The organism is Pseudonocardia ailaonensis (assembly GCF_039531635.1).
Taxonomy (GTDB): domain Bacteria; phylum Actinomycetota; class Actinomycetes; order Mycobacteriales; family Pseudonocardiaceae; genus Pseudonocardia; species Pseudonocardia ailaonensis.
Genome location: NZ_BAAAQK010000006.1, coordinates 89,465 through 113,545, shown reverse-complemented (window position 1 = coordinate 113,545; position 24,081 = coordinate 89,465). Strand labels below are relative to the sequence as shown.

Genomic DNA, 24,081 nt, shown 5'->3' with positions numbered 1-24,081 from the left:
CCGGCGCGCTACCGTCCGGAGGTGCCCCGGACCGTCGACCGTCGCTCGTTGCTGCTGGCCCTCGGTGCCGCGGCGGTCCTGGCCGGGTGCGGCGCCCCGCCGGAACCGGCGGGTGAGACGCCCGCCCCGAGCCCCACCCCGGAGCCTGCCCCGACGGCGACGCCGGCTCCGACCCTGCCGCCCGTTCCCGGCCCCCGGCCCGGCCCGAACCAGGTGATCAGCCACGGGCCCGCGCCGAGCGGCCCGGCGGACCGCCGCATCGCCCTGACCGTCGACGACGGGACCGCGCCGGACGTCGTCGCCGGGTACGTCGCCTTCGCGGAGCGCAGCGGCGTCCACCTGACGTTCAGCCCCAACGGGTCCTACAACCGGGCCTGGGCACCGCACGCGCCGGTGCTCCGCCCGCTGGTCGCGGCCGGGCAGGTGCAGATCATCAACCACACCTTCACCCACCGGGACCTGCGGAAGATCGGCGACAAGGACCGGCGCGACGAGCTGGAGCGCAACGACGAGTGGGTGGTCCGGACCTTCGGCGCCACCACCCGTCCCTACTACCGCCCGCCCTTCGGCTTCCACACCCCCGAGATCGACGGGCTGGCCGGCGAGCTCGGCTACACCCGCACGGTCCTGTGGGACGGCTCCTTCTCCGACTCCCAGACCATCACGCCCGAGTTCCTCATGGAGCAGGCCCGCAAGTACCTCCAGCCGGGCGTGATCAACCTCGGGCACGCCAACCACCCGACGATCCTGGGCCTGTTCGACCAGCTCACGGACCTGATCCGGGAACGCACGCTCACCCCCGTCACCCTGGACGAGATGTTCGGGACGAGCCGGGCCACCGGGTAGCCGGGTCAGAGGGAGGCGAGCGCGGCGGCGGCCTCCCGGCGGGACGTGACGCCCAGCTTCTGCAGCGTCGCGGACACGTGGTGGTCCACGGTCCGCACGGACAGCACGAGCCGGGCGGCGATCTCGGCGTTCGTCGCGCCCGAGGCCACCAGCTGCAGGATCTCCAGCTGCCGGTCGGTGAGCCCGGCGGGATTGGCCCGGGTCGCGGGCTTCGGGCCGCGGGGCACGACGGCGACGCCGAGATCGCGCAGCCGGCGGCGGACCAGGGCCGCGGCGGGACGGGCGCCCAGGTCGTCGAGCAGGGTCAGGGACCGCAGCAGGGGTTCGGGCCGGCCCGAGTCGGCCAGCTCCAGGGCCTGCTCGTAGGGATCGCCGAGGCGTTCCCACGCGGCCGCCGCGGCGGCCCAGTCGCCCCGGATCCCGGCGGCCCACTCCTCGGGACAGCCGTCGACCACCTCGGCGGGCCCGCCGAGGCGACGCACCCAGCGCTCGACCTCGCCCCGCTGCCACTCCGCGCCGCGGCCGGCGGTCCGCTCGCGCAGCAGCGCGACAGAGTCCGCCGGGGCCGGCTCACCGCGCAGCCAGGTACGTTCGAGGCGGGCCAGGTGGGCCGGGACCAGCTCGTAGCGCCCGTCGACCCGGCGCGCGAGGTCGAGACACCGCTCGAGGACGGGGCCGGCGTCCTCGGTGTCGCGGCGGACCAGCAGCCGGGCGAGGGGGATCAGGCTGTAGCGCAGGGCCCCGGACTCGCTGCCGGGCTCCCCGGTCATCGAGCGCAACCCCGCCTCGGCGGTGTCCCAGCCGCCGCCGAGCGCCTCGGCGCGGAACCGGTAGGCGGTGAGGAGGTCCCGGTAGAGGCCCAGGTCCCGGGGCTCGGCGTACGGCAGGGCGGCCGCCAGGGTGTCCCGGACCTCCGCGAACCGGCCGCTGTGCCAGAGGTCCTGCACGAGGGTCACGTACCCCATGATCGCGAAGACGTGCTCGCCGGCGGCCGTGGCGGCGTCGATCGCGGCCCGGAGCCGCGCCAGGCCCGCGGCGGGGTCGCCGAGGCGCGCGATCGCGCTCCCGGCGCCGATCTCGCCGAGGATCCGCAGGCCGTCGATCCCGAGCCGGCGCGCGATCGCGGCGCCCGCCGTGCCCGCCTCCCCGGCCCCCTGCTCGTGGTCGACGGTGGTGCGCAGCAGGGCGAGGTAGCCGAGGGCGAAGGCGTGCTGCGGGGTGTCGCCCGCGGGGGCGAGCAGCGAGACCGCCCGGGCCGCCGTCGCCAGCGAGTCGTGCGGGCGGGTGTGGGCCCACTGGATCGGCGCCAGGATGATCACCGCCTCGCCGAGGGCCTGCGGATCGCCGAGCCGCTCCCGGATCCGCACGGCGGCCCGGGCGGTCTCGAGCGCCTCGCCCATCCGGTCCAGGGTGAACAGCGCGGCAGCGCGGGCCTGGAGGACGGCCGCCTCCGTCGCGTCGTCGAGCAGGGCACGGCGGGCCAGCACCTCGGCGTAGAGCTCCGCCTCCTGGGCGTGGGCACCCGCCCGGTTGGCGACGGACGCGGCGACCGGCGCGAACGTGATCACGGCGCCGTCGTCCCCGGCCCCGACGGCGTGGTGCACCGCGCGGGTCAGGTCGGCGTCGGGGGAGTCGAGCAGCGCCTCCAGGATCCGGGCGTGATGGCGCATCGCGAGGCTCGCGGGCAGCGAGTCCGCCACCGCGCGCCGGGCGAGCTCGTGCCGGAAGGCCACCGCGTCCGGGCGCACCTCCAGCACGCCCAGCTGCTCCGCCGGGACCAGCACCTCGAGGTCCAGCACGGCGCGGGCCAGGGACAGCTCGACCCGGCCGGGCACCACGGAGAGCATCTCCAGCGCGCCCCGGGTCTCCGCGGGCAGCCGGCGGATCCGCGCGAGCACCGTGTCGACGACGGTGGCGGGCACCGCGTCGTCGCCCACGGCCAGGACCTCGGTGACGAAGAACGGGTTGCCGCCCGTCGAGCGGTAGAGGGAGGCGGACGTGGCGGTGGTCCCGCCGGCCAGCCGGGCCACGGCGCCCCGGGACAGCCGCCGCAACGGGAGCCGGCGGGCGCCGCCCAGGCCGCCGAGCACCCGTCGCAACGAGGTGCCGACCTCCTCGTCCCGATAGGTGAGCACGAGCAGCGCGGGCACGTCCTCGATCCGCCGCCCGACGTAGCGGAGCACGTCGAGGGTGGCGTCGTCCGCCCAGTGCACGTCCTCCAGGACGACCAGGGTCGGGGCCGAGGCGAGCTCGTTCAGGACCGCGGTGAGGACGGCGTCGCGGTCGCCGTCGGCGAGCGCCTCGGCCAGCGCGGGCCCGGCGGCGCGCGCGGCGTCGCGCAGCGGACCGAGGGTGCGCGGGGTGAGGAGGTCGTCGCAGGCGCCGGACAGGGTCCGGACACGTCCGGCCGCGTGCCGCAGGAACGCGCGGACCAGGCTCGTCTTGCCGATGCCCGCCTCCCCGGTCACGAGGACGACCGATCCCGTCCCGGTGCCGGCCCGGGCCAGGGCCTCGCGCAGCTCGGTGGCCTCGGTCTCGCGTTCGAGCAGGACGGTCATCGGGGCTCCTCCCGGTCGGCACCGACGCTAGGGGAACCCGGACGAGCCGCCCAAGGCTCGCGACTGCCCACATCGCGGGCGGGCATGCCCAGATCTGCCTACAGCGCCCCCGCCTGGCGGAGCCTGCCGAGCTCGTCGGCCACCATGACGATGTCGCTGACCCGGCCGGCCGCGTCGAGGGTCAGCACGTCGATCACGGTGGCGGTGATCCGCCTCCCGGTCGGGGCGAGCACCCCGACGGCCGACGTCCAGGGGCCCGTGTGGTCCGCGGTCAGCCGGAAGGCGACGGCCAGCTTCCCGGGCGCCGCGACCACCTCCAGGACCTCCCGCTCGTGCCCGGTGAACGCGGCGTGCAGCTCCCGGGCCCGATCGACCATGTCGGCGAGGCGCAGGGCGGTCCCGTTGACGCGGACCGGATCGGTGTAGACGGCGGCGAAGTCGGCCTCGGGATCGGCGCGGGTGTCCGGCGGGACGTCCCAGAGGGCGAGCAGGTTCTCGACGGTGGTGGTCATACCGCAATCGTGCGGCCGTCGACGGCACCGGCGGATCGGTGACAGATGCCCAGTTCGGACGATCCGCCCGCCCCCGTCCGCTGTCACGATCGGGGCATGGAGCTGCTCGAACGCGAGCGTGAGCTGGCGGACCTGGACGCCGCGCTCGACGCCGCGGCGACCGGGGCGGGCGAGGTCGTGCTCGTCCACGGTGAGGCGGGGATCGGCAAGACGAGCCTGGTCCGCGCGTTCCGCCGCCGGGTCGCCGGCCGGGCGCGGCTGCACCTCGGGGCCTGCGACGACCTGCTCTCGCCGCGCACCCTCGGTCCGCTGCGCGACGCCGCGCCGCGCGGCGGCCCCCTCGCGGCCGCGCTGGCCGGCACCGACCGGGACGCGGTCTACGACGCCGTGCTGGACCTGCTGGCCGAACCGTCCGTGCTGGTCGTGGAGGACGTGCACTGGGCGGACGACGCCACCCTCGACGTGCTGCGCCACGTCGGGCGCCGGGTCGCGGACCTGCCCGCACTCGTCGTCCTCACCTACCGGGACGACGAGCTGGGCCCGGACCATCCGCTGCGCCCGGTGCTCGGTGCCCTGCCCGCGGTCCGCCGGCTCGCCCCGTCCGCGCTGTCGCGCGAGGCCGTCGCGCGGCTGGCCGGCGGCACCACCGCCACGTCGGCAGGCCTCTACCGGCTCACCGGCGGCAATCCCTTCTTCGTCACCGAAGCCGTCGCCGCCGGGGCCGAGGCCGTGCCGGCCACCGTGGTCGACGCCGTGCTGGCCCGCGCCCGGGCCCTCCCGGTGCCGGCGCGCGAGGCGCTCGAGCAGCTCGCCGTCGTCCCGTCCGGGGTGGACCTGGCGCTGGCCCGCGCGCTGCTCGGGGACCTGTCCGTGCTCGCCGACGCCGAACGCGCCGGGATGATCGAGATCCATCCGCGGGCCGTCGCCTTCCGCCACGAGCTCGCCCGCCGCGCCGTCGACGGCGCATTGCCGGTGGCCCGCCGGATGGGGCTGCACGCCGCCGTCCTCGCCGCCCTGCTGACGGACGACGAGCCCGACCTGGCCCGCGTCGTCCACCACGCGGCCGGTGCCGGTGACGACGCCGCCCTGGCCCGGCACGCCCCGACCGCCGCGAAGGCCGCGGCCGCCGCCGGTTCGCACCGCCAGGCCCTCGCGCTCTTCCGGGAGGCCCTGCGCACCGTGCCCACCGCCGAGGAGCGGGCGGAGCTGCAGGAACACCTGGCCTGGACCCACTTCCACAGCAACGACCGGCCCGGCGCGACGGCCGCCGGCGCGGAGGCCGTGCGGCTGCGCGAGGAGCTGGGCGATCCGGTCCGGCTGGGGCAGGCGCTGAGCACGCTGGCCCTGCAGCTGTGGGCCGCGCTCGCGATCGACGAGGCGCTCGTCTCGGCGGACCGGGCGGTGGAGGCCCTGCGCGGCGCCGCGGATCCCGAGCCGTTGGCCTACGCCCTGAACTGCCGCGGCGTGGTCCTGGTGAACCTCGACCGGGAGGCCGAGGGGCTCGCCGACGTCGAGGTGGCCATGGAGCTCGGCGTCGAGTCGCTGCGCCCGCTCGCGCTGATCTACCGGGGCCGGGCGCGCTGGCAGCTCGGTGACCCGGCTGGCCGCGAGGACATCGACGCGGCGATCGCGCTGGCCGAGCGGCTCGGCCGGTCCGACGACATCATGACCGGCTACCTCAACCTCGCCTCGCTGTTCTCCCGGTACGCCCGGTACGAGGAGCTCCGTGAGGTCGTCGCCCGGATGAGGGCGTACGTCGACGCCACCGAGTACACCACCCACGCGCGGGTGGTCGAGTCCTTCGAGTCGAGGCTCAAGGCCCAGGAGGGGCGCTGGGCGGAGGCGGACGCCGAGCTGCGCTGGGGTCTCGACGGCCAGGAGGGCGGCGGGATGGTCGGCCGGCACGCGCTGCCGACGCTCGCCCGGCTGGCGGTGCGCCGCGGCAGCGAGGAGGCCGTCGACCTGCTGGCCACGGCGTGGACGAACGCCGAGGAGTCCCGCGCGCTCCCGCCCCAGGTCGAGGTCGCGGCGGCCGAGGCCGAGCAGGCCTGGCTGACCGGGAACCCCGACCTGGCGGCGCACGCCCGGGCGCTGCTGCCCCGGACCGTGGGCCCGGGGCGGGAGCGGGAACGCGGCGAGCTGGCCCGCTGGTTGCACCGCCTCGGTGAGCCGGTGGAGGACTTCCCGGGCTGCCCGGAGGAGTTCGCCGCGGGTCTGCGCGGGGACCACCTGGGGGCCGCGGCGGCGTGGGAGCGGATCGGCGCTCCCTACGAACGGGCCTGCGAGCTGGTGGACTCCCAGGACCCGGCCGCGATGCTCGACGGACTCGTGATCCTCGACGAGCTGGGGGCCCGCCCCGCCGCCGCGCTCACCCGGGCGCGGCTGCGGGAGCGGGGGGTCGAACGGGTGCCGCGGGGGCCGCAGCAGACCACCCGGGCCAACCCGGCTGGGCTGACCGGGCGACAGCTGGAGATCCTGCAGCTGGTGGCCTCGGGTGCGACGAACGCGGACATCGCCGCCCGGCTCGTGCTGTCCGTGCGGACCGTGGACCATCACGTGTCCGCGGTGCTGCAGAAGCTGGGTGTGGCGTCGAGGCGGGACGCGGCGGCGGCCCTGGCCGAGCTGGAATCGGCCTGACCCCGGACTCAGGTGGGTAGCAGCCCGGCGGCGAGGACGACGAGCAGCGCGGCCGCCATCGGCGCGGCCAGGTTGCGGAAGCGCCGGGCCACGAGCCCGGCGGCCAGCAGGGCGAGCACCGCGGCCACACTCGGCGCGTGGGCGACCGCGCCGACGGTCAGCGCGGCCAGCACCGCCGGCCCGACGTGCGGCAGGGCCTCCCGCACCCGCGCCGGCAGGCGCTCGGCGGGCACGACGGCGAGCAGCACCACGCGGAGCAGGTAGGTGGCGACCGCCCCGCCGAACAGCCCCAGGACGGCGGCGCTCACGACGTCCTCCCGACCACGGTGGCGGCCACGATCCCCGCCACGGCCCCGACGATCGTCCCGACGCCCGCCGGCAGGGGTGCCGCCGCGGCGGCACCGATCCCACCGACCACGGCGGCGACCCGGCCGGTGCGCCGCGTGAGGTGCGGCACCAGCAGCCCGACCAGCACGGCCGGGGCCGCGATGCCCAGCGGCAGCCAGGCCGGCAGCACCGGCCCCGCCACCAGACCGACGACGTGCCCGGCCAGCCAGCCGAGACCCAACGTCGTGCCGAGCGTGAGCCAGTACCGCCGGAAGGCGGCGGGGTCCCCGGCGGGCCGGGCCGACGCGAGCGCGTAGGTCTGGTCGATCAGCGTGACCGCCCCGGCCCAGCGGAACCAGCGGGGCTGGTCGGCGAACCGGGGCGCGAGGGCTGCCCCGTAGAGCAGCAGCCGCGCGTTGATCGCGACGACGGCGGCGATCACCGCCGGGGGACCCGCACCGGCGACGATCATCTGCAGCGCCGCGAGGTGCGCGGTGCCGCCGTAGTACACCGCCGCGGAGCCCAGGCCGGCGGCCACCCCGACCGGGTGGGTGCTGATCGTCAGGCCGATGAGCAGCCCGAAGGGCGTGATGCCGAGCAGCACCGGCGCCATCTCGCGCACGGCGTCCCGGTCGATCCGGCGGTGCGGGCGGGGGATCAGGGTGCTGCTCATGCCGCGTCCCCGCCCGGGACGAGGCGGGCCGGGACGGCGGCCGGCGCGCGGCGGGTCCGGCGACGGGCGGTCCGCCCCGTCCGCCCTGTCCGCCCTGTCCGCCCTGTCCGCTCGGTGGGCTCCGTGCGGGCGAGCCTGCGGATCCGGGCGTCCGCCAGCAGGTCGGCGCGGTGCTGGTCGACGTGGGTGTCGAGGAACATGGCGCGGTCTCCGTCCGAGGTGGCGAGGGTCGAGGTGGCGAGGGTCGAGGTGGCGAGGGGCAGGGGTGCGAGGCTCGGTGGGGCGGGGTTCAGGGGCGCCGCGACGCGGGTCTCCGGGCCGGCTGCGTTCGTGGTGTGCCGGGGCAGGAGCTGGGCGAACAGCCGCAGCATCGGCAGGTTCTCGGACTGGATGTCGGCGACGACCTCGGTGATCCCGGCCCGTCCGCCCTCCGCCAGGACCGCGCGGAGCAGGCGCCGGCCCACCCCGCGGCGCTGCCAGGCGTCGACGACCTCCACGGCCAGCTCGGCCCGTGTCCCGCGGCCGTGTGGTCCGGCGGTGCCGGTCGCGACGAGCCGGGCGATGCCGAGGGGCTCGGATCCCGCGAACGCGGCGACGGCGACGTGCCGGCGGCCGTCGACGGCGGCGAGGGCGGCGCGGGTGGACGCGGTCATGCCCGGTGCGCCGGAGTGGAAGCGGCGGAAGCGGCTGGCCGGGGACAGCCCGGCGAAGACCGCGTCGAGCACGTCGGCGTCGTCGGGGCCGAGCGGCCGGACCCGGACGGCGCCGGTGACGGTCGGGGTGCGGGACGGGCGGGGCGACGGGCGGGGCGACGGGCGGGGGGACGGGCGGGGGGACGGGCGGGGGGACATGGTGTGGCTCCTGTGTTCTCCATCGGAAAGGGCGGCGGGGTCCGGTCGTCCGGACCGCACGGAGCGTCCGGCCGGACGGGGTCCCTACTCATCGGCGGGCACCACCCATGTCGGCCGGCTGCCCATGCCCACGCGGCGCCGCCTGGGTAGGCAGGTCCCCGACATGGGTGGCCGTCGCCGATGGGCGGGGCCACCGGCCCGGCGCAGGGTGGCTCCCGTCAGAACGACCACCCGAGGAGAACCCGATGACCAGCACCGAGACCGTCCGCAACGGCGTCGACACCGCGACCATGTTCGCGACGCTCGACGCCATCAAGGCCCAGCCCGAGATCGCGCAGTTCCGGTTCCGCGCCCGCAACACCTGGATGGGCGGCGCGCACAACCGCTCGGCGATCAAGGGCTTCTACGCCGCGTGCGCCGAGGACTCCTCGCGCACCGCCGGCTGGACCCTCGACGCCGGGGAGCCCGCGATCCTGCTGGGTGCCGACGAGGGCCCGAACCCCGCCGAGTACCTGCTGCACGCCCTCGCCGCGTGCGTGACGACCTCGCTCGTCTACTCTGCCGCCGCCCGCGGCGTCCGGCTCACCTCGGTGACCTCCGAGCTCGAGGGCGATCTCGACGTGCAGGGCGCCATGGGTGTCAACACCGAGGACTTCCGCAACGGGTTCTCCCGGATCCGGATGACCGTCACGATCTCCGGCGACGCCCCGGCCGAGAAGCTGCGCCAGGTCGTCGAGCGCGGCCGCGACCGGTCCGTGGTCTTCGACTCGATCTCGAACGGCGTGCCGATCGACCTGTCCGTCGTGACCGTCTGAGTCCCCGCCCGGGCTGCAGGTGGCCGGGCGTGGACCGCCCGCCCGGCCACCTGTCCGGGTCCGTCCCGAGAGGTCCGCCATGGACACGTACGACGCGATCGTGGTCGGCGCCCGCTGCGCCGGCTCCGCCACCGCGATGCTGCTCGCCCGCGCCGGCCTCGACGTGCTGCTCGTCGACCGCGCGGACCCGACCCGCGACACCCTCTCCACCCACGCGCTGATGCGCGGCGGCGTGCTGCAGCTGCAGCGGTGGGGGCTGCTCGACGCGATCCGCGCGGCCGGCACCCCGCCGATCCACCGGACCACGTTCCGCTACGGCGCCTCCTACGACCCGGACGTCGAGATCGTCGAGATGCGCGAGCCCCTCTACGCGCCGCGCCGCACGGTCCTGGACACCGTGCTGCTCGACGCCGCCCGCCGCGCCGGCGCCACCGTCCGGATCGGCGTCGACGTCACCGACCTGCTCCGCAGCGGGAACCGGGTGACCGGCATCGACGCGCGCGTCCGCGGCGGCGGGCCCCTGCGGGCGTCCGCGCCGCTGACCGTCGGTGCCGACGGCGTGCGCTCGGCGGTCGCGCGGCTCGCCGGCGCCCGGACCGTGCGCCGGGGCCGCGCCGCGGGGGCGATCGTGTACGGCTACTTCGCCGTGCCCGCCACCGGCTCCGGCTACGAGTGGAGCTACGTGCCGGGCGCGAGCGCCGGGGTCATCCCGACCAACGACGGCCTGGCCTGCGTGTGGGCGGGCGTGCCCGCCGCGTCGTTCCACCGTGACACCGAGGCGCTGTTCGGCGGCGTACTCGATCGCGTCGGGGTGCGCGTGGGCCCGCAGCGGGAGCGCCTGCGCGGCTTCCCCGGTGTCCCGGCCGTCCTGCGCGAGACGCGCGGGCCCGGCTGGGCGCTGGTGGGCGACGCAGGGTTCTTCAAGGACCCGCTGACCGCCCACGGCATCACCGACGCCCTGCGGGACGCCGAGCTCCTCGCCCGGTCCGTGGTGTCCGGGGAGGACCGCAGCGGTGCCCGGGACCGCCTGTCCCGCATGCTGTTCTCGGTCGCCGAGGAGATCGCGGGCTACCGCTGGGACCTCCCGGAGCTGCGCGCGCTGCTGCTCGCCGAGAGCGCGGTGATGCGGGCCGAGGTGAGCCTGCTGCGGGGGCTCGACGCCCCGGCAGCGGTGGCGGCATGACCCGGGAGGCGCCGGCGGTCGCGGCGGATCGCGACCGCCTGCTGCTCGTCCTGGCCGAGCTCGCGTCCTACGGCGTGGCCGCCGGGGAAGGGCTCCCCGGCTCCCCGGACCGGGCCCGCGAGGAGCTGCTGGTGAGGCTGTGGACCCGGGCCCCGGGAGCGCTCGGCTCCTACGCGTTCTGGACGCGGGCCGACGAGGCGAGCTTCGATCCGGCGGGTGGCCTGCGGGCCGCCCTGCCGCTGTTCGTGAGCGGGGACGCGGTGGGAGCGGCGGAGTTCGTCCTGCACCGCAACGGTTTCGGCGTGCTCCCGGGCGACGGCTGCCTGCTCGTCGTCCGGCCCTGAAACCCTCGGCCGCACCGCGGGATCCCGCGGTGCGGCCCTTCGCCGTGCCCGGACCCGGCACGGGAAGGGCCCCGGGGGCGAACCCCGGGGCCCCTCGGTCCTGCCCTGATCAGGCCGCGAGCAGCTGGTGCTGCGAGGCGATCACGCCGGCGAGGTACTCGGCGTCCCTGCCCACCCCGTCCAGCGAGGCCGACGACCGCCGGTACAGCCAGCGAAGGCCCAGCAGGTAGAGCCCGGCCGCCGGGGTCACGCCCCGCCGGTGCACGATCTCGCCGTCGAGTCCCCGCACCGGTGCCTCGATCCAGTCGTGGTCGCGGCCGAACCCGGTGGCCCACACGACCGTCCGCACCGGGGCCGCCGGTGACTCCGGGACCACGGGCGGCGCGGGCGCGGGCTCGGCCGGCACGTCCATGCCGGTCCGGGCCACGTACTCGTCGACCGCCGCGCGGAAGTGGTCGGCGTTCGCGGCGGCGGTGGCCACGGTGGCGGCGAGGTCGTCGGCGAAGCGCGGGAGATCCCCGTCGAACCCGAGGAGCCGGCCGTGCGCGCGCACCCCCGCCGCCACCAGCCGCGGCACGTCGAGGTCCCGGGTGCCGCCGGCCAGCACCGCGTTCGGCATCCCGACGGGCGGTCCGGGCAGGGTGTCGACGGTGCGGTCGTGCATGCCGAGCAGGTCCATCCAGTCGTAGGCGTCGTGCCCGCGGTAGCGCCGCGGCAGCGCCTTGTGCCGGCCCACGGCGAGGTGCACCTCCCGGCCGGCCCCGGCGAGCTCCAGCGCGATCTGCTGGCCCGAGGGCCCGGCGCCCACGACGAGCACCGCACCCTCGGGCACCTGCGCGGGATTGCGGTAGTCCGCGGTGTGCAGCGCGTGCGTCCCCGGGGGCAGGGGTAGCGCCGGGACCCGCGGGCGCGCCAGGTCCCCGGTGGCCACGACGACCGTCCCGGCGGTGATCGGGCCGCGGTTCGTCGTGAGCCGCCAGCCCCCGGCGACCCGGTGGAGCTGCCGGACCTCCACGCCCGTGCGCACCGGCGCGCCGAACGAGCGCGCGTAGTCCCGCAGGTAGCCGCGCACCTCGGCGCCCGTCATGAAGCCGCCCGGATCCGGCCCGGCGTACCCCCACCCGGGCAGGCGGGTCTGCCAGTTGGGACTCAGCAGCGTGAACGAGTCCCAGCGCCGGCTCGACCAGGCGTCGGCGATGTCCGCGCGTTCCAGCACGACGTGCTCGAGCCCGCGGTCGGTGAGGCAGCGGCTCATCGCGAGGCCGGCCTGCCCGGCGCCGACGACGACCGTCCCGAACGTCTCCATCATGTTTCCTCCCAGGGGTTTCTGTGTCGGAACCGACGCTAGGAACCGCGGGGCGCGCCGCCATCGGTGACCGCTGCCCAACTCGGGCGCCGCCCGAGATGGGCAACCGCTACCGATGCCCGGCCCGCCGCCGCGCTCGTAGCGTCCCGGGTCATGGACACCAACCCCCTGCGAACGGCCCCGCGGGTCGGGGCGGCCGCGAGCCGCTCCCGGCTCGTGACCCGGCGCGACATCGCGCTGTTCACCGAGATCTCGGGGGACCGCAATCCGCTGCACTACGACGAGGGCCTGGCCGCCGCGAGCCGGTTCGGCGGCATCGTGGTCCAGGGCGGGGTGACGACGGCGGTGCTCAACGCCGTCGTGGCGGAGGACCTGCCGGGCCCCGGCTCGGTGTTCCTCCAGCTCGACCTGCGGTTCCTCGCGCCCGTCCGGCCCGGGGACGTCATCACGGGCACGGTGGAGGTCACCTCGGCGAGGGAGGACAAACCGGTCACCGGGCTCGACGTCCGCGTGACCCGCGACGACGGTGTGGTCGCGGTGGCCGGCACCGCGGTCTGCTGGACCGAGCCGCTCCGGTAGACCCCGGAAACGCCGGCGGGACCCACCCCGAGGGATGGGTCCCGCCGTGTCGAGGCCCCGTTCGGGCCTCAGTGTTGCCTCAGTGCTGCCTCGTCGTCAGATGACGCGGACGCCGGTGGCCTGCGGGCCCTTCTTGCCCTGGCCCACCTCGAACTCCACCCGCTGGCCCTCGTCCAGGCTGCGGAAGCCGGTGCTGTCGATCTCCGAGTAGTGGACGAAGACGTCGGCGCCGCCACCGTCCTGCTCGATGAAGCCGAAGCCCTTCTCGCCGTTGAACCACTTCACGGTGCCCTGTGCCATGTCACTGCTCCTCGCAGGTCCTGAGCTCCCGCACTGTGCGGGGGCCCGGTCGACCCCGGATGGTGCGTCCGCCGACTCTGTGCCGGCGGGCCATCACCATCGCTTGCGGTTTCCGCGACCGTGAATGACACGAACCTCGAAAATCGACGACCGAGTGGAGACTAGTGCGTGACGTTCCGGCGGGCCACGGCGCGTCGGTCGGAAGTGCCCGATCGGGCCCGACGGGGGCCTGCACCCGCCTCCGCCCGGCCTCGCGAGAAGCCGGACCAGGCACGGGGCCGGGGGCGCCGTACCTGCGCCGACACGCCGCTGCGGGCCGCGCGGTCGCCGCCGGACGGTGCTGCGGCGCAGACTGCGGACATGAGTACCGATCCCGCCCCGGGCCTCGTCCCGCGCCCGCGCGAGGTGTACGGCGCCTACCAGGACGAGCTGGACCCGCGGGAGCGCGCGGTGCTGTGGTCCTCTGGCTGGGCTTCACCGCGACCTTCGCCGCCGTCCGCGCGATCACCTACAGCATCCGGCGCGGCATCGGGCCGTTCGGCAACCTCTCCGTCGGCGGCCGGCACCTGCACCACTACATGTGGGGCATCGGGCTGCTCGCCGGGGTCGGGGCGGTCGCCGTCCGCGGCGACGGCCGCACCGGAAGTCATCCGGCGGTGGCGACGGCCTACGGCACCGGCCTGGCGCTGATCGTCGACGAGTTCGCCCTGCTGCTCGATCTGAAGGACGTCTACTGGGCGAAGGAGGGCCGGGTCTCCGTCGACCTCGGCGTCGGTGTGGTCGCGGCGGGCGGCACCGGGATCAGCGCCATCCCGATCCTCCGCCGCCTGCGTCGCAACCGCCGCCGGGCCTGACCCCACCGGTTCGGTCGGTGGTGACCGCTACCGGGAGCCGCGCCCGCCGACGCCTCGCGCGCCGTCCGCCGACCTCCCGGATCCTCCGGTCCCGATGATCACCTGCGGAGCGGTTCGGTGGAGGACGGGCGCTCCCCGGCAGGGTCAGCGGGGCGGGCGGACCCGCCGCCCCCGCAACCCTTCACCCCCACCGGCCCAGTCGAGCGCCGCCAGCGCCGCGGCGCGCAGGCGTTCGGTCGCGTCCTCACCGAGGTGCGCGGTCAGCTCCGCGGTGATCTCGGCCCGGATGCTCCGGCTGCGGGAGACCAGGTCCTCGCCGCGGGGGCTCAGCCCGAGCAGGCGCACCCGGGCGTCCGCGGGATGGGGCGTGCGCTCCAGGTACCCGAGCCCGACGAGCTCCGCGGCCGCCTTGGACACGGCCTGCTGGGTCACCTCCATCCGCTCGGCGATCTCGCCGACCGGCCGCGGCCCGTCCACGAGGTGCTGGATCAGGAACCCGTGGGACACCCGGGCGTCGCCGAACCCGGCGGCGGCCAGTCGTCGCACGACCTCCTCGTTGAGGGCGAGTCCCGCGAGGTGCACGGCGGTCACGATGTCCACGTCCATTCCACAATCATAGTTGTGCAACTCTGGTTGTGCATCTACCGTGAGGGGCATGTCGCAGACTTCCTCTCCCGATCCGGCCGCCTTCCTCGCGATCGCCCACCGGGTCGTCTGGTGCACCCTGTCCACCGTCGACGGGGCGGGCCGGCCGCGCTCGCGTCTCGTCCACCCGGTGTGGACGCAGGAGCCGGACGGCACCCTGACCGGCCGGGTCAGCTCGCGCCGGGGCTCGCCGAAGGCCCGGCACCTGGGCCGGACCCCGTACGCGTCCTGCTCCTACTGGGACTCCCGCCACGACGTGGCGGTGGCCGAGTGTCATGCCGAGTGGGATCCCGAGCCCGCGCGCTCCTGGCACCTGTTCGCCGAGCCCGCCCCGCCGCTGGGCTTCGATCCGGCCGCGATGTTCGCCGGCGGCCTGGAGTCCCCGGACGCCGGGATCGTCGTGCTCCGGCCCTGGCGGCTGCGGTGGGGCCTGGCCGCCGACCTCGCGGCCGGCGGTAGGCCAATCGTGTGGACCGCACACGGCGCCGCACACAGCGCCGCACACAGCACCGCGACCCCGTGACCGGTGGGTCACGGGGTCGCGGAGGGAAGTGTCACCGGCCGGCGGTGGTGAGCTCCTTCGACGAGGTGCGGGCGCCCAGCGCGCGGGCCCGGTGCCAGATCAGCTCGGCCTGGAAGGCCACCATCACGGCGATCATGATCAGGACCTCGCCGAACCCGCCGTCGTCGCTGATGTGGGCGAAGTAGGCGTAGGTGCCCAGGCCGAACTTGGCGAGCACCAGGGCCAGGAACAGGCCGACGGTCAGCGCGGTGCCCTGCGAGTACACGCGGTGGCCCTCGTCGGTGTCCTCCGCCCAGATCCGGGTGAGACGCCCACGGGCCAGGCCGACCACGATGCTCAGCACCAGCCCCGCGGCCAGCAGGCCCCATTCAGCGGCGGTGTCGGGGCGGGAGAAGCCGCCCACGGCGAGGCCGACGACCGCGTAGATGATCGCCATCTTGTAGCGGCTGCCGCCGACGACCTCGTGGCGCTGGGTCTGGCGGTAGATGGCGTAGCCGACCATCGCGACCAGGATGACGATCTCGAGCGGGGACATCTCGTGCTCCTTTCCGGCGGCCGGCTCGGCGTCGGCCCGATGAAGGAAGCGTGCGCCCGGACGGGCACCGGAACATCCGCCATCTCGCAGAGATCCCGCCCGGAGACGGAGGTGCTACCGCAGGCCGGCCCGCTTCCGGGCGGCGGGCAGCAGGCCCTCGAGCCGCTCGGCCTCCGCCTGCTCCCGGGCGTACAGGATCCCGAAGGTGTAGCCGTTGCCGCCCTCCTGGTGGGCGATCGCGGCCAGCTCGCGCAGGACCGGCCGCGCGGTGACGGTGTCGTGGTGGTCGCCGAGCAGACCGGCCAGCGCCTTGACCCGCCTGCGCCGCCGGGCCACCTTCCCGCCGCCGTCGGGCTCGACGACCTCGAGCACGTAGCGGAGCCGCTTCGCGGCCTTGCGCGCCTCGTGCAGGGCCTCGTCGCGGTCCGTGTCGGTGGCCAGGGCGGCCTCGAGGCGGTCGGCGGTCCGCTTGTGCGCCTTGCGGACCCCACGCTCCAGTGCGCGCTTCGGCTTCGCGCCGGTGAGGGGTGGCTCGGCGAGCAGGGCGTCGAGGCGGCCCTGCAGCGCCAGGTAGCGGCGGCTCTTGAGGGCGGCGAGGGCGCGCTCGCGGCCCTGCTGCTGCTCGCGGGCGAAGCGGCGGGCGATCTCCTGCGCCACCGGCCCGAGGACATCCTCGGGGGGCAGGGTGTGGACGGCCGCGTCGAACCGGGCGGCGGTGACCTCCGCGTCCCGGGCGGGGCCGAGCTCGCCCCCGAGCCAGCGCAGGTCCTCGACGAGCTGCGCGGTCGCCTCGCGGTCGAGGACGCCGCGGAAGCCCTGCATCGCGCTGCGCAGCCGCCGCGAGGTCGTGCGCATCGTGTGCACGGCGTCGGGGGCGTCGAGCCGGACGAGCGGATCGTGGGCGCGCAGGATCTCGGTCTGCTCGGCGAGGTAGCCGACGACGGCGCCCGCCTTCCTGCGCGTCGGCGCGGCCGGCAGCCGGTCGCCCAGCACCCGGCTCAGCTTCGACGGCGCGGGCGAGCGGCGGACCCCGGCCCGGCGGAGGGTGCGCCCCAGGGTGTCGAGGAGCCCGGCGTCGCCGTCGCCGGTCAGCTCGATCTCCAGCTCGCGCCAGGACACCTCGGCCGCCGCGGGGTTCAGCGGGAACCCCTGCACCCGGTCCTCCGCGAGCTCCGCCAGCTCGGCCCCGGTCTCGTCGGCCAGGGTCCAGCGGCGCCGGCGGGTGACGAGCTTGGCGACCGGATCGAGGCGCTGCCCGCGGCTGAACACGCGGGCCAGGGCGGTGAGCTCGGCCGGCGGGCGCACACCGCGACCGGCCGGGCGCCGGATCTCCTGCCGGGAGTCGGCATCGATCGGCAGCTTCAGGTGCCACCCGGCGTCGTCGCCCCCGATCCGCCGCCGCAGCGTCACACCGGCGCGGGCGAGCCGCAGGTCGGCGGTGTCGTAGTAGGTCGCGTCGAGCTCGACCTCGTCCCGTGGCCGTGCCTCGATGCCCAGGATCGTCGAGGGATCGGACAGCTCGAGGTCCTCGGGGACCTCGAACTTCCGCTCGGTCTCCGTCGTGCCGTTCGCCGCCGTGCCCATGAGCAACCGCCTACCCGTCCTGACCGGAACGGAAACGGTGTCACCCGCCCGCCGATCACGCAATGCGGCGGGCCCGCGCGGGACGCCGCCGGAGCGGTCACCGGAGGTTCGTCGGCAGGGCGATGATGCGGGTCCGGGCCGAGGCCCAGGTCCCGGCGAGTCCGCGACCGGCAGGTCAGGACACCGCGGGCCCGGTGGTGCCCCGCTCGACCAGGTGCGGGGTGAGCAGCAGATCGCGGGGCGGGCCGTCCGGGTCCTCCCCGTCGAGCCGCGCGACCAGGGCCTCCACGGCAAGGCGAGCCATCTCCCGGGCGTCCTGCGCGATCGTCGTCAGGTCGACGTGGGTCAGGCGGGCCAGCCGCGAGTCGTCGTAGCCGACGATCGACAGCTCACCGGGCACCTCCACCCCGGCGCGCCGCAGCGTGTCCAGGACACCGACGGCGCAGCGGTCGTTGCCGGCGAACACCGCGGTGACCCCGTCGCGGCTGTGCAGCAGCTCCCGCGCGGCCCGGACACCGGACTCCTCGGTCTGGTCCCCGCGGACCACGTCGGGTTCGAGGCCGTGCCGCCGCATGGCCGCCCGGTAGCCGCGCCTGCGCTCCGCGGCACCGGGATGGGTGCCGCCGTCGACGTGCCGGATCCGTCTGTGGCCCAACGACACCAGCAGGTCCACCGCCGCTGCCGCCCCCCGCGTGTCCGCGACCCGCACGCCGTCGACGCCCTCGCCGCGATGCGCCACGACGATGACGGGCAGTCGCGCACCGAGCGCCTGCAGGTCCGCGGGCGCGGCCGTGGCGCTGATCAGCATCAGCCCCTCGCACCGCGAGCGGACCAGCGCCTCGACCACGCGCTGCTCGGAGTGGCTGGGCACCCGCGCGCCGAGCACGACCTCGTAGCCCCGCTGCTCGGCGGCGGGATAGACGGCCTCCAGGAGGTCGGCGTGGAAGGGGTCGCCGGCGTCGAACACCACGCCGAGCATGCGGGACCGGTGCTCGCGCAGCCGCTTCGCCGCCGGATCGGGCCGGTAGTCCAGCTCGGCGGCGGCCCGGAGCACGGCGTCCCGGGACGCGGCGCCGGGACCGGGCGCACCGCGGATCACCAAGGAGGCCAACGACTTGGAGACGCCGGCCCGCGCCGCGACCTCGACGAGCGTGGCGCGCCGCGCGCCGGTACGCCCGGCGGGGTCGTCGGTGGGGAGCACAGCCGGATCGTAGCGCGGGTTGGACCGTTCCAAGAAGACCCTTGACGGGGCGGCTCGGCCGCCCGCACACTCCACCGCGGTGCTTGGACCGTTCCAAGCGAGCGGCGTCGGCGAAGGAGCAGGCATGGTGCGGCTGGGTGTGATCGGGTGCGGCCGGATCGGCAGGGTGCACGCGGACGCGGTGGCGGTGCATCCGCGCGCCGAGCTCGCGGTGGTCTACGACCCGATCGAGCAGTCGGCCCGCGAGGTCGGCGAGGGCTTCGGCACCCGCTGGGTCACTGACGTCGACGCGGTCCTCGCCGACCCGGCGATCGACGCGGTCGTGGTCGCCTCCCCGACGCCCACCCACGTCGACCTGCTGACGCGTGCGGTGCGCGCCGGCAAGGCGGTGCTCTGCGAGAAGCCGATCGACCTCGACCTCGCCCGGGTCGACGAGTGCCGCGCCGAGCTCGGCGCGGCCGCCGACGGGGTGATGGTCGGCTTCAACCGCCGCTTCGACCCGACGTTCCGGGACATCCGCGACCGCGTGGCGGCGGGCGAGATCGGCGGGCTGGAGCAGCTCGTGATCATCAGCCGGGACCCGTCGCCGCCGCCCGCCGCCTACGTGGCGACGTCCGGCGGCCTGTTCCGCGACATGACGATCCACGACTTCGACATGGCCCGGTTCTTCCTGGGCGAGGTCGTCGAGGTCACGGCCACCGGCTCGAACCTGGTCTCGCCGGAGATCGCCGCCGCGGGCGACATCGACGGCGCCGTGGTGGTGCTGCGCGGCGCGAGCGGCGCGCTGGCCACCGTCACCAACTCGCGGCGCTGCGCCTTCGGCTACGACCAGCGCCTGGAGGCGTTCGGCGAGCTCGGCATGCTCACCGCGGCGAACCAGCTGCCCACCAGCGCCCGCTTCTCGGGTGCCACCGCGACCGAGGTCGCCCCGCCGTACCACCACTTCTTCCTCGACCGGTACACGCCGGCCTACCGCGCCGAGATGGACCACTTCGTCGCCTCGATCGAGACCGGCACGCGGCCCTCGCCCGGTTTCGCCGACGGCCGCGCCGCCCTCGCGCTCGCCGACGCCGCGGTCGAGAGCCTGCGCACCGGCGCGACGGTGAAGGTCGGCTCGTGACCGTCCGCTGGGGGATGGTGTCGACCTCGGCGATCGGCCGGGTCGTCGCGACCGCCCTCGCCGGGTCCACGGAGGCCTCGCTGGTCGCCGTCGCGGGCCGCGACGGCGGCAAGGCCGCCGCCTACGCGGCGGAGCTGGGTCTGCCGCACAGCTTCGGCAGCTACGACGAGCTGCTCGCGTCCGACGAGATCGACGCCGTCTACGTGCCCCTGCCCATCGCACTGCACTCGGAGTGGGTGGTCAAGGCGCTGCGGGCGGGCAAGCACGTGCTGTGCGAGAAGCCCTTCGCGCCCACCGCCGCCGAGGTCGTCGCCTGTTTCGACGCCGCCGAGGCCGCGGACCGGCTGTGCATCGAGGGCCTGATGTGGCGCCAGCACCCGCAGACCCGGCTCGCGCAGCGGCTGGTCGCCGACGGCGCGATCGGCTCCGTCGCGCTCGTGCGGGCCACCCTCGCCGTGAGCGTCGACCCGGGCGACATCCGCCGCACCGGCGCGCTCGGCGGCGGCGCGGTGCTCGACCTGGGCTGCTACTGCGTCAGCGCCGTCCGGCTGTTCGGCGGCGAGCCCGTGTCGGTCTCCGCGGCGCAGGTCGTCGACACCGCCCCGGGTGCCGACGGCGGGGACCTCCGCCTGGCGGCCACCCTCACCCTGCCGGGTGGCGCCCTCGGCCAGTTCGACGTCGCGCTGGACCACCCGCGCCGCGACGAGCTGGAGATCGTCGGGACCGGCGGGAAGATCGTCGTGACGGACCCGTGGCTGTGCCGGCGCGGCCACCTGGAGCTGCACCGCGACGGTGCCGTGGAACACCTCACGGTCGACGCCCCCGGCCTGACCGAGCCCGGCGACGACAACGACGACGCCTACCGGATCGAGTTCGAGAACGCGTCCCTGGCGATCTCCTCTCGCGCCACCCCGCTGTTCGGCCGCGCCGACGCGATCGCCCAGGCGACCGCACTCGAGGCGGTCCGCACCGCGGCCGTCACCGGGACCCCCGTCCACCTCCGAGGGCCGCGGTGACGCTTCGCGTCGGCATCGTCGGCTGCGGCAACGTCGCGCTGAACTTCCACGTCCCCGCCTACCGGGCCCTGCCGGGGCGGTTCGCGATCGTCGGGCTCGCCGATCCCACGCCGGAGCGCCTGGAGCTCGGCCGGGAGGCCGCGGGACTCGCCGCGGACCAGGTCCATCCCGACGCGGCGGCGCTGCTGGCCCGCGACGACGTCGACGTGATCGACGTCTGCACCCCGCAGCACCTGCACCGCGATCTCGTGGTGGCCGCGGCCGCCGCGGGCAAGCACGTGCTGTGCGAGAAGCCGATCGCGGCCCGGCCGGCGGACGCCGCGGCCATGGTCGAGGCGGCCCGGCAGGCCGGGATCGTGCTCGGGGTGATGCACAACTACCTCTTCTTCCCGGAGGTCGTCGCGCTGAAGGCGGTGATCGGGTCCGGCGAGCTCGGCGAAGTCCGCACCGTCAGCGTGACGATGCTCGGCGTCGTCGACTCGCCGGGGGCCGCGGGCTACCGGCCGCAGTGGCGCCACGAGCCCGCCGCCGCGGGCGGGGGCGTGCTGATGGACATGCTGCACGGGGTCTACCTGGCCGAACACCTGCTCGGCACGCCGATCGCGCGAGTATCGGCCTATGTGGACAGTGCGGTCGACGGCGGCGCGGTCGAGGGCCTGGCGCTCTGCCGGCTCGAGGCCGGCCGCCGGGTCGGGCTGGTCGACATCGGCTGGGGCGAGGGCCAGGGCGGCATCGCCGTCCACGGCACGGCGGGACGCGCGGTGGCCCACTACCGCGCCGACGGCACCCTGCCGTGGGCCCCCTTCGAACGGCTCGAGATCAGCACCGCCGAGGGCACCCGCAGGGCCGATCTGCCTGCGGGACAAGAGCTCGGACCGCTCATCGCCGACGCGATGCGGGACACCGTCGCCGACCTCGCGGACGCGATCGAGAAGGAAGGCCCCCCGGCCGCCGACGGTGCCGCCGCGCTGCGCACCCTCGAGACCGTCGTCGCCGCCTACGCCTCCGCCGCCCTGGGGCGCACCGTGCCCCTCCCGCTCGACGGACCGCTCCACCGGGCCGGAGTCCTCGGCCTGCAGGAGCTCGACCTCCCCACCTCCCTCGTCCGCGAACGCGGACTCTTCGGTCTCTTCCCCACCCCGCCGGCTCCGCCGGCTGCCGACCGCTCGGCCCTACCCACCCCGCCGGCTCCGCCGGCTGCCGACCGCTCGGCCCTACCCACCCTGCCGGCTCCGCCGGCTGCCGACCGCTCGGCCCTACCCACCCTGCCGGCTCCGCCGGCTGCCGACCCCCGTCTCGGAGCCCTCTGATGCAGATCGGTCTGCTCACCGACAGCCTGTCCACCCTCACCCGCGCCGAGGCGCTCGACACGGCCGCCGAGCTGGGCGTCGAGACCGTCGAGATCGGACTCGGCGGACCCCACGGCGGCTGGTCGCCCGCCCCGCACGCGGACGTCGAGGAGCTCCTGGGCAGCGCCGCCGCCCGCGCCGCGCTCCAGAAGGACGTCGCCGACCGCGGCCTTCGGCTCGAGGCGTTCAACGCCTCGGGCAACCCGCTGCACCCCGTCGAGGGCCCGGCCGACGACCGGGTCCTGCGCGGCGCCCTGCAGCTCGCCGAGGAGTTCGGCGTCGACACCGTGGTCACCATGTCCGGGCTGCCGGCCAAGCCCGGCGACACCTTCCCGGCCTGGATCACCACGGTCTGGCCGGAGGAGAACCTGCGGCTCCTGGAGCAGCAGTGGAGCATCGCGGTCGACCACTGGGGCGGCCTCGCGGAGGAGGCCCGCCGCCGCGGCGTGCGGATCGCCGTCGAGATGCACGCCAACCAGCTCGTCTACAGCGTCCCCGGGCTGCTGAGGCTCCGCGCGGCCGTGGGCGAGGTCGTCGGCGTCAACCTCGACCCGAGCCACCTGTGGTGGATGGGCGCCGACCCGCTCGCGGCGACCGACGCCCTGGCCGGCGCGATCCACCACGTGCACGCCAAGGACACCCGCATCGAGGCCCGCGCCGCCGTCGCCTCCCGCCTCGAGACGATCCCCAACCCGCGCACCGACGAGCGGGCCTGGAACTACGTCGCGGTCGGCACCGGCCACGACACGGAGTTCTGGGCGGGGTTCGCCGCCGCCCTGCGCGCCGCCGGCTACGACGGCCCGCTCTCCATCGAGAACGAGGACTACACGCTGGGCCAGCGCGAGTCCGTCGCGATCGCCGTCGAGACCCTGCGGGAGTCGCTCACGGTCCGGGCCTAGAAGCCCTCCACGATCGTGAGCTCGTTGCGCCCGGCGCCGCCGCGGCGGAAGGCGGCGGCCTCGACGTAGGCGGGGGACTCGAAGCAGCGCACCGCATCGTCCATCGACGGGAACTCGACGACCACGAAGCGTTCGAACTCCTCCGGGCCCTCCAGGGTCCGGTACGCGCCGCCGCGGGCGAGGATGCGGCCGCCGTGCTCGGCGAGGATCGCGGGCACCCGCTCGGCGTAGCGGCCGTACTGCTCGGGATCGAGGACGGCGGCGCGGGCGATCCAGTAGGCGGTCACGACGGGAGTGCTCCGTTCACGGCGGGCATGACCTTCTCGGCCATCAGCTCCAGCGACCGCCGGGCCAGCCGTTCGTCCACCCAGTCCATGCCGGCGTACACCAGCTCGCCGAAGTCCCCGACCTCCTCGCGGAAGGTGAGGATCCGCTCGGCCACCTCGTCCGGCGTCCCGGCGATGACGAGCTCGTCGACGGCCCCGTCGAGGGTCACGGCCTCGTCGGGCATCGAGCGGTCCGTCTTGAACAGCTCCATCCGCCCCAGCGGCCGCATCTTGTCCATCATCTGCGCGTAGTAGGCGCGGTACGGGCTGGCCGGGTTGCGCAGCGCGTACTCGACGGCGTCCTCGTGGGTGTCGGCGACGAAGATCGTCCTGGCGATCCGCCAGTCCGCCGGATCGGCCCGCAGTCCGGATTCCTCCTGTCCCGCAGCGTACTTGGGCCAGTGCGTGGCGACCCACTGCGGGAGCAGGAAGTTGCCCGACAGCATGTGGACGTCCCGGCGGCCCAGCACCGTGGCCGTGTTCGAGTAGGGCGCGAGGACGGTGCCGACCATCTCCGGGCGGGGCGACTGCAGCGGCTTCGGCAGGTAGCCGATGTTCAGATCCGGGTTCATGGTGCGGCGGGTGGACACCGGGAACCGCGCGCCGGGCAGGTCGTAGGGGGCCTCGCCGGCCCAGATCCCGGTGATCACGTCCATGGCCTCGGCGAAGATCGCCGCGCGGTCCTCGCCGAGGATGCCCAGCGCCTCGGCGTCCGTCTGCAGCGCGCCGGGGCTGACGCCGAGGATGAACCGGCCGCCGGCGAGGTGGTCGAACATCGCGGCCTGCGCGGCCACGACCACCGGATGCTGGTGGGACAGGTTGCTGGTGCCGGTGGCGAGCTTGATCCGGCTGGTGTCGGAGATCAGCGTGGCCAGGAAGACCATGCTGCTGGTGATCGTCTCCATCCGGTCCGTGAGGTGCTCGCCGATGAAGGCGTCGTGGAAGCCGAGGCGGTCGGCGAGGATCACCGCGGCCCGGTCCTCGGCCAGGGTCTCCTGCCAGGGGCGGTCGGCCGGGTGCATCGGCATCGAGAAGTACCCGAGTCTCATCGGACCATCCCACAAGGCCCGGGCGGTGCGGCGCACTGGCCGAACCCGT

The 24,081-nt window shown here is 75.7% G+C and carries 25 protein-coding genes; 12 read left to right on the top strand and 13 right to left on the bottom strand.

The genetic code is table 11. The features are described from left to right. Positions 1–21: 21 nt before the first annotated feature. The gene (locus tag ABD324_RS14450; protein WP_344416634.1) at positions 22–846 is read left to right on the top strand and encodes a polysaccharide deacetylase family protein; all 825 of its coding nucleotides are present in this window, start codon (positions 22–24) and stop codon (positions 844–846) included. Positions 847–851: 5 nt separating this feature from the next. Here the strand turns inward: ABD324_RS14450 and ABD324_RS14445 are convergent, their stop codons facing one another. After that, on the bottom strand, positions 852–3,404 hold the full coding sequence (locus ABD324_RS14445) for an ATP-binding protein (RefSeq protein WP_344416631.1): 2,553 nt from the start codon (positions 3,402–3,404) through the stop codon (positions 852–854). Between the two features lie 98 nt (positions 3,405–3,502). Further along, complete coding sequence (locus ABD324_RS14440) at positions 3,503–3,916, bottom strand: ester cyclase (protein WP_344416629.1); 414 nt, start codon at positions 3,914–3,916, stop codon at positions 3,503–3,505. 96 nt (positions 3,917–4,012) lie between these two features. Here ABD324_RS14440 and ABD324_RS14435 point away from each other — a divergent pair, with 96 nt between their 5' ends. Continuing rightward, entirely contained in the window at positions 4,013–6,553 is a 2,541-nt protein-coding gene (locus tag ABD324_RS14435) for an ATP-binding protein (RefSeq protein WP_344416627.1), read from the top strand. A gap of 8 nt (positions 6,554–6,561) precedes the next feature. Here the strand turns inward: ABD324_RS14435 and ABD324_RS14430 are convergent, their stop codons facing one another. Genes ABD324_RS14430 through ABD324_RS14420 form a run of 3 tightly spaced genes read right to left on the bottom strand, consistent with a single transcriptional unit; the run spans position 6,562 to position 8,404 of the window. After that, positions 6,562–6,861 (bottom strand): AzlD domain-containing protein, encoded by a 300-nt coding sequence (locus ABD324_RS14430; protein WP_344416625.1) that lies wholly within the window; start codon positions 6,859–6,861, stop codon positions 6,562–6,564. Further along, entirely contained in the window at positions 6,858–7,553 is a 696-nt protein-coding gene (locus ABD324_RS14425) for an AzlC family ABC transporter permease (protein WP_344416622.1), read from the bottom strand. The genes ABD324_RS14430 and ABD324_RS14425 overlap by 4 nt, the downstream gene beginning before the upstream one ends. Continuing rightward, positions 7,550–8,404, bottom strand: a complete 855-nt coding sequence (locus ABD324_RS14420; protein WP_344416620.1) for a GNAT family N-acetyltransferase — start codon at positions 8,402–8,404, stop codon at positions 7,550–7,552. The genes ABD324_RS14425 and ABD324_RS14420 overlap by 4 nt, the downstream gene beginning before the upstream one ends. 245 nt (positions 8,405–8,649) lie before the next feature. Between ABD324_RS14420 and ABD324_RS14415 the strand changes: the two genes are divergently transcribed. The 3 genes from ABD324_RS14415 (at position 8,650) to ABD324_RS14405 (ending at position 10,746) form a co-directional block, all read left to right on the top strand. After that, positions 8,650–9,219 (top strand): OsmC family protein, encoded by a 570-nt coding sequence (locus ABD324_RS14415; RefSeq protein ID WP_344416618.1) that lies wholly within the window; start codon positions 8,650–8,652, stop codon positions 9,217–9,219. Between the two features lie 79 nt (positions 9,220–9,298). After that, positions 9,299–10,402 carry an NAD(P)/FAD-dependent oxidoreductase gene (locus ABD324_RS14410; RefSeq protein WP_344416615.1) on the top strand — a complete coding sequence of 368 codons (1,104 nt, stop codon included), beginning with the start codon at positions 9,299–9,301 and terminating at the stop codon, positions 10,400–10,402. Next, positions 10,399–10,746: a hypothetical protein gene (locus ABD324_RS14405; protein WP_344416612.1), complete on the top strand. Its 348-nt coding sequence runs from the start codon at positions 10,399–10,401 to the stop codon at positions 10,744–10,746. Before ABD324_RS14410 ends, ABD324_RS14405 begins: the two co-directional genes overlap by 4 nt. 109 nt (positions 10,747–10,855) lie before the next feature. Here the strand turns inward: ABD324_RS14405 and ABD324_RS14400 are convergent, their stop codons facing one another. Continuing rightward, positions 10,856–12,055, bottom strand: a complete 1,200-nt coding sequence (locus ABD324_RS14400; RefSeq protein WP_344416611.1) for an NAD(P)-binding domain-containing protein — start codon at positions 12,053–12,055, stop codon at positions 10,856–10,858. Between the two features lie 150 nt (positions 12,056–12,205). Here ABD324_RS14400 and ABD324_RS14395 point away from each other — a divergent pair, with 150 nt between their 5' ends. Next, positions 12,206–12,631, top strand: a complete 426-nt coding sequence (locus tag ABD324_RS14395) for a MaoC family dehydratase (RefSeq protein WP_344416609.1) — start codon at positions 12,206–12,208, stop codon at positions 12,629–12,631. A gap of 96 nt (positions 12,632–12,727) precedes the next feature. Here the strand turns inward: ABD324_RS14395 and ABD324_RS14390 are convergent, their stop codons facing one another. Further along, positions 12,728–12,931, bottom strand: a complete 204-nt coding sequence (locus tag ABD324_RS14390) for a cold-shock protein (RefSeq protein WP_344416607.1) — start codon at positions 12,929–12,931, stop codon at positions 12,728–12,730. Positions 12,932–13,386: 455 nt separating this feature from the next. Here ABD324_RS14390 and ABD324_RS14385 point away from each other — a divergent pair, with 455 nt between their 5' ends. Beyond that, complete coding sequence (locus tag ABD324_RS14385; protein WP_344416605.1) at positions 13,387–13,785, top strand: hypothetical protein; 399 nt, start codon at positions 13,387–13,389, stop codon at positions 13,783–13,785. A gap of 144 nt (positions 13,786–13,929) precedes the next feature. Here ABD324_RS14385 and ABD324_RS14380 read toward each other — a convergent pair whose 3' ends face one another. Continuing rightward, positions 13,930–14,391 carry a MarR family winged helix-turn-helix transcriptional regulator gene (locus tag ABD324_RS14380; protein ID WP_344416603.1) on the bottom strand — a complete coding sequence of 154 codons (462 nt, stop codon included), beginning with the start codon at positions 14,389–14,391 and terminating at the stop codon, positions 13,930–13,932. 49 nt (positions 14,392–14,440) lie between these two features. Between ABD324_RS14380 and ABD324_RS14375 the strand changes: the two genes are divergently transcribed. Next, entirely contained in the window at positions 14,441–14,953 is a 513-nt protein-coding gene (locus tag ABD324_RS14375) for a pyridoxamine 5'-phosphate oxidase family protein (RefSeq protein WP_344416601.1), read from the top strand. Between the two features lie 31 nt (positions 14,954–14,984). On the opposite strand, the gene ABD324_RS14370 is transcribed toward ABD324_RS14375, so the two are convergent. The 3 genes from ABD324_RS14370 to ABD324_RS14360 form a co-directional block, all read right to left on the bottom strand. Continuing rightward, on the bottom strand, positions 14,985–15,488 hold the full coding sequence (locus ABD324_RS14370; protein ID WP_344416599.1) for a CcdC protein domain-containing protein: 504 nt from the start codon (positions 15,486–15,488) through the stop codon (positions 14,985–14,987). A 114-nt stretch (positions 15,489–15,602) separates the two neighbouring features. Further along, complete coding sequence (locus tag ABD324_RS14365) at positions 15,603–17,072, bottom strand: CYTH and CHAD domain-containing protein (protein WP_344416597.1); 1,470 nt, start codon at positions 17,070–17,072, stop codon at positions 15,603–15,605. 175 nt (positions 17,073–17,247) lie between these two features. After that, on the bottom strand, positions 17,248–18,273 hold the full coding sequence (locus tag ABD324_RS14360) for a LacI family DNA-binding transcriptional regulator (RefSeq protein ID WP_344416595.1): 1,026 nt from the start codon (positions 18,271–18,273) through the stop codon (positions 17,248–17,250). 124 nt (positions 18,274–18,397) lie between these two features. On the opposite strand from ABD324_RS14360, the gene iolG reads away from it, so the two are divergent. From iolG to ABD324_RS14340, 4 genes are read left to right on the top strand one after another with little or no spacing between them, the layout of a single operon-like run. Then, entirely contained in the window at positions 18,398–19,393 is a 996-nt protein-coding gene (iolG, locus tag ABD324_RS14355) for an inositol 2-dehydrogenase (protein ID WP_344416593.1), read from the top strand. Next, positions 19,390–20,409 carry a Gfo/Idh/MocA family protein gene (locus tag ABD324_RS14350; RefSeq protein WP_344416591.1) on the top strand — a complete coding sequence of 340 codons (1,020 nt, stop codon included), beginning with the start codon at positions 19,390–19,392 and terminating at the stop codon, positions 20,407–20,409. Before iolG ends, ABD324_RS14350 begins: the two co-directional genes overlap by 4 nt. Then, positions 20,406–21,719, top strand: coding sequence for a Gfo/Idh/MocA family protein (locus tag ABD324_RS14345; protein WP_344416589.1), 1,314 nt, complete (start codon positions 20,406–20,408; stop codon positions 21,717–21,719). The genes ABD324_RS14350 and ABD324_RS14345 overlap by 4 nt, the downstream gene beginning before the upstream one ends. Further along, a complete protein-coding gene (locus ABD324_RS14340; RefSeq protein WP_344416586.1) occupies positions 21,719–22,657 on the top strand; it encodes a sugar phosphate isomerase/epimerase family protein in 939 nt (312 codons plus the stop codon). The genes ABD324_RS14345 and ABD324_RS14340 overlap by 1 nt, the downstream gene beginning before the upstream one ends. On the opposite strand, the gene ABD324_RS14335 is transcribed toward ABD324_RS14340, so the two are convergent. Both ABD324_RS14335 and ABD324_RS14330 read right to left on the bottom strand, forming a co-directional pair. Further along, positions 22,654–22,944: a DUF1330 domain-containing protein gene (locus ABD324_RS14335; protein WP_344416584.1), complete on the bottom strand. Its 291-nt coding sequence runs from the start codon at positions 22,942–22,944 to the stop codon at positions 22,654–22,656. The genes ABD324_RS14340 and ABD324_RS14335 overlap by 4 nt on opposite strands. Then, positions 22,941–24,032 carry an LLM class flavin-dependent oxidoreductase gene (locus ABD324_RS14330; RefSeq protein ID WP_344416583.1) on the bottom strand — a complete coding sequence of 364 codons (1,092 nt, stop codon included), beginning with the start codon at positions 24,030–24,032 and terminating at the stop codon, positions 22,941–22,943. The genes ABD324_RS14335 and ABD324_RS14330 overlap by 4 nt, the downstream gene beginning before the upstream one ends. Positions 24,033–24,081: the final 49 nt, after the last annotated feature.

What these genes read in the sequence shown, in the direction of transcription:
- ABD324_RS14370 (WP_344416599.1), bottom strand. Translation starts at nt 15,488, where the DNA reads ATGTCCCCGCTCGAGATCGTCATCCTGGTCGCGATGGTCGGCTACGCC.
- ABD324_RS14445 (WP_344416631.1), bottom strand. Translation starts at nt 3,404, where the DNA reads ATGACCGTCCTGCTCGAACGCGAGACCGAGGCCACCGAGCTGCGCGAG.
- ABD324_RS14440 (WP_344416629.1), bottom strand. Translation starts at nt 3,916, where the DNA reads ATGACCACCACCGTCGAGAACCTGCTCGCCCTCTGGGACGTCCCGCCG.
- ABD324_RS14395 (WP_344416609.1), top strand. Translation starts at nt 12,206, where the DNA reads ATGGACACCAACCCCCTGCGAACGGCCCCGCGGGTCGGGGCGGCCGCG.
- ABD324_RS14415 (WP_344416618.1), top strand. Translation starts at nt 8,650, where the DNA reads ATGACCAGCACCGAGACCGTCCGCAACGGCGTCGACACCGCGACCATG.
- ABD324_RS14435 (WP_344416627.1), top strand. Translation starts at nt 4,013, where the DNA reads ATGGAGCTGCTCGAACGCGAGCGTGAGCTGGCGGACCTGGACGCCGCG.
- ABD324_RS14400 (WP_344416611.1), bottom strand. Translation starts at nt 12,055, where the DNA reads ATGATGGAGACGTTCGGGACGGTCGTCGTCGGCGCCGGGCAGGCCGGC.
- ABD324_RS14425 (WP_344416622.1), bottom strand. Translation starts at nt 7,553, where the DNA reads ATGAGCAGCACCCTGATCCCCCGCCCGCACCGCCGGATCGACCGGGAC.
- ABD324_RS14375 (WP_344416601.1), top strand. Translation starts at nt 14,441, where the DNA reads ATGTCGCAGACTTCCTCTCCCGATCCGGCCGCCTTCCTCGCGATCGCC.
- iolG (WP_344416593.1), top strand. Translation starts at nt 18,398, where the DNA reads ATGGTGCGGCTGGGTGTGATCGGGTGCGGCCGGATCGGCAGGGTGCAC.
- ABD324_RS14390 (WP_344416607.1), bottom strand. Translation starts at nt 12,931, where the DNA reads ATGGCACAGGGCACCGTGAAGTGGTTCAACGGCGAGAAGGGCTTCGGC.
- ABD324_RS14380 (WP_344416603.1), bottom strand. Translation starts at nt 14,391, where the DNA reads ATGGACGTGGACATCGTGACCGCCGTGCACCTCGCGGGACTCGCCCTC.
- ABD324_RS14340 (WP_344416586.1), top strand. Translation starts at nt 21,719, where the DNA reads ATGCAGATCGGTCTGCTCACCGACAGCCTGTCCACCCTCACCCGCGCC.
- ABD324_RS14405 (WP_344416612.1), top strand. Translation starts at nt 10,399, where the DNA reads ATGACCCGGGAGGCGCCGGCGGTCGCGGCGGATCGCGACCGCCTGCTG.
- ABD324_RS14365 (WP_344416597.1), bottom strand. Translation starts at nt 17,072, where the DNA reads ATGGGCACGGCGGCGAACGGCACGACGGAGACCGAGCGGAAGTTCGAG.
- ABD324_RS14410 (WP_344416615.1), top strand. Translation starts at nt 9,299, where the DNA reads ATGGACACGTACGACGCGATCGTGGTCGGCGCCCGCTGCGCCGGCTCC.
- ABD324_RS14330 (WP_344416583.1), bottom strand. Translation starts at nt 24,032, where the DNA reads ATGAGACTCGGGTACTTCTCGATGCCGATGCACCCGGCCGACCGCCCC.
- ABD324_RS14420 (WP_344416620.1), bottom strand. Translation starts at nt 8,404, where the DNA reads ATGTCCCCCCGCCCGTCCCCCCGCCCGTCCCCCCGCCCGTCGCCCCGC.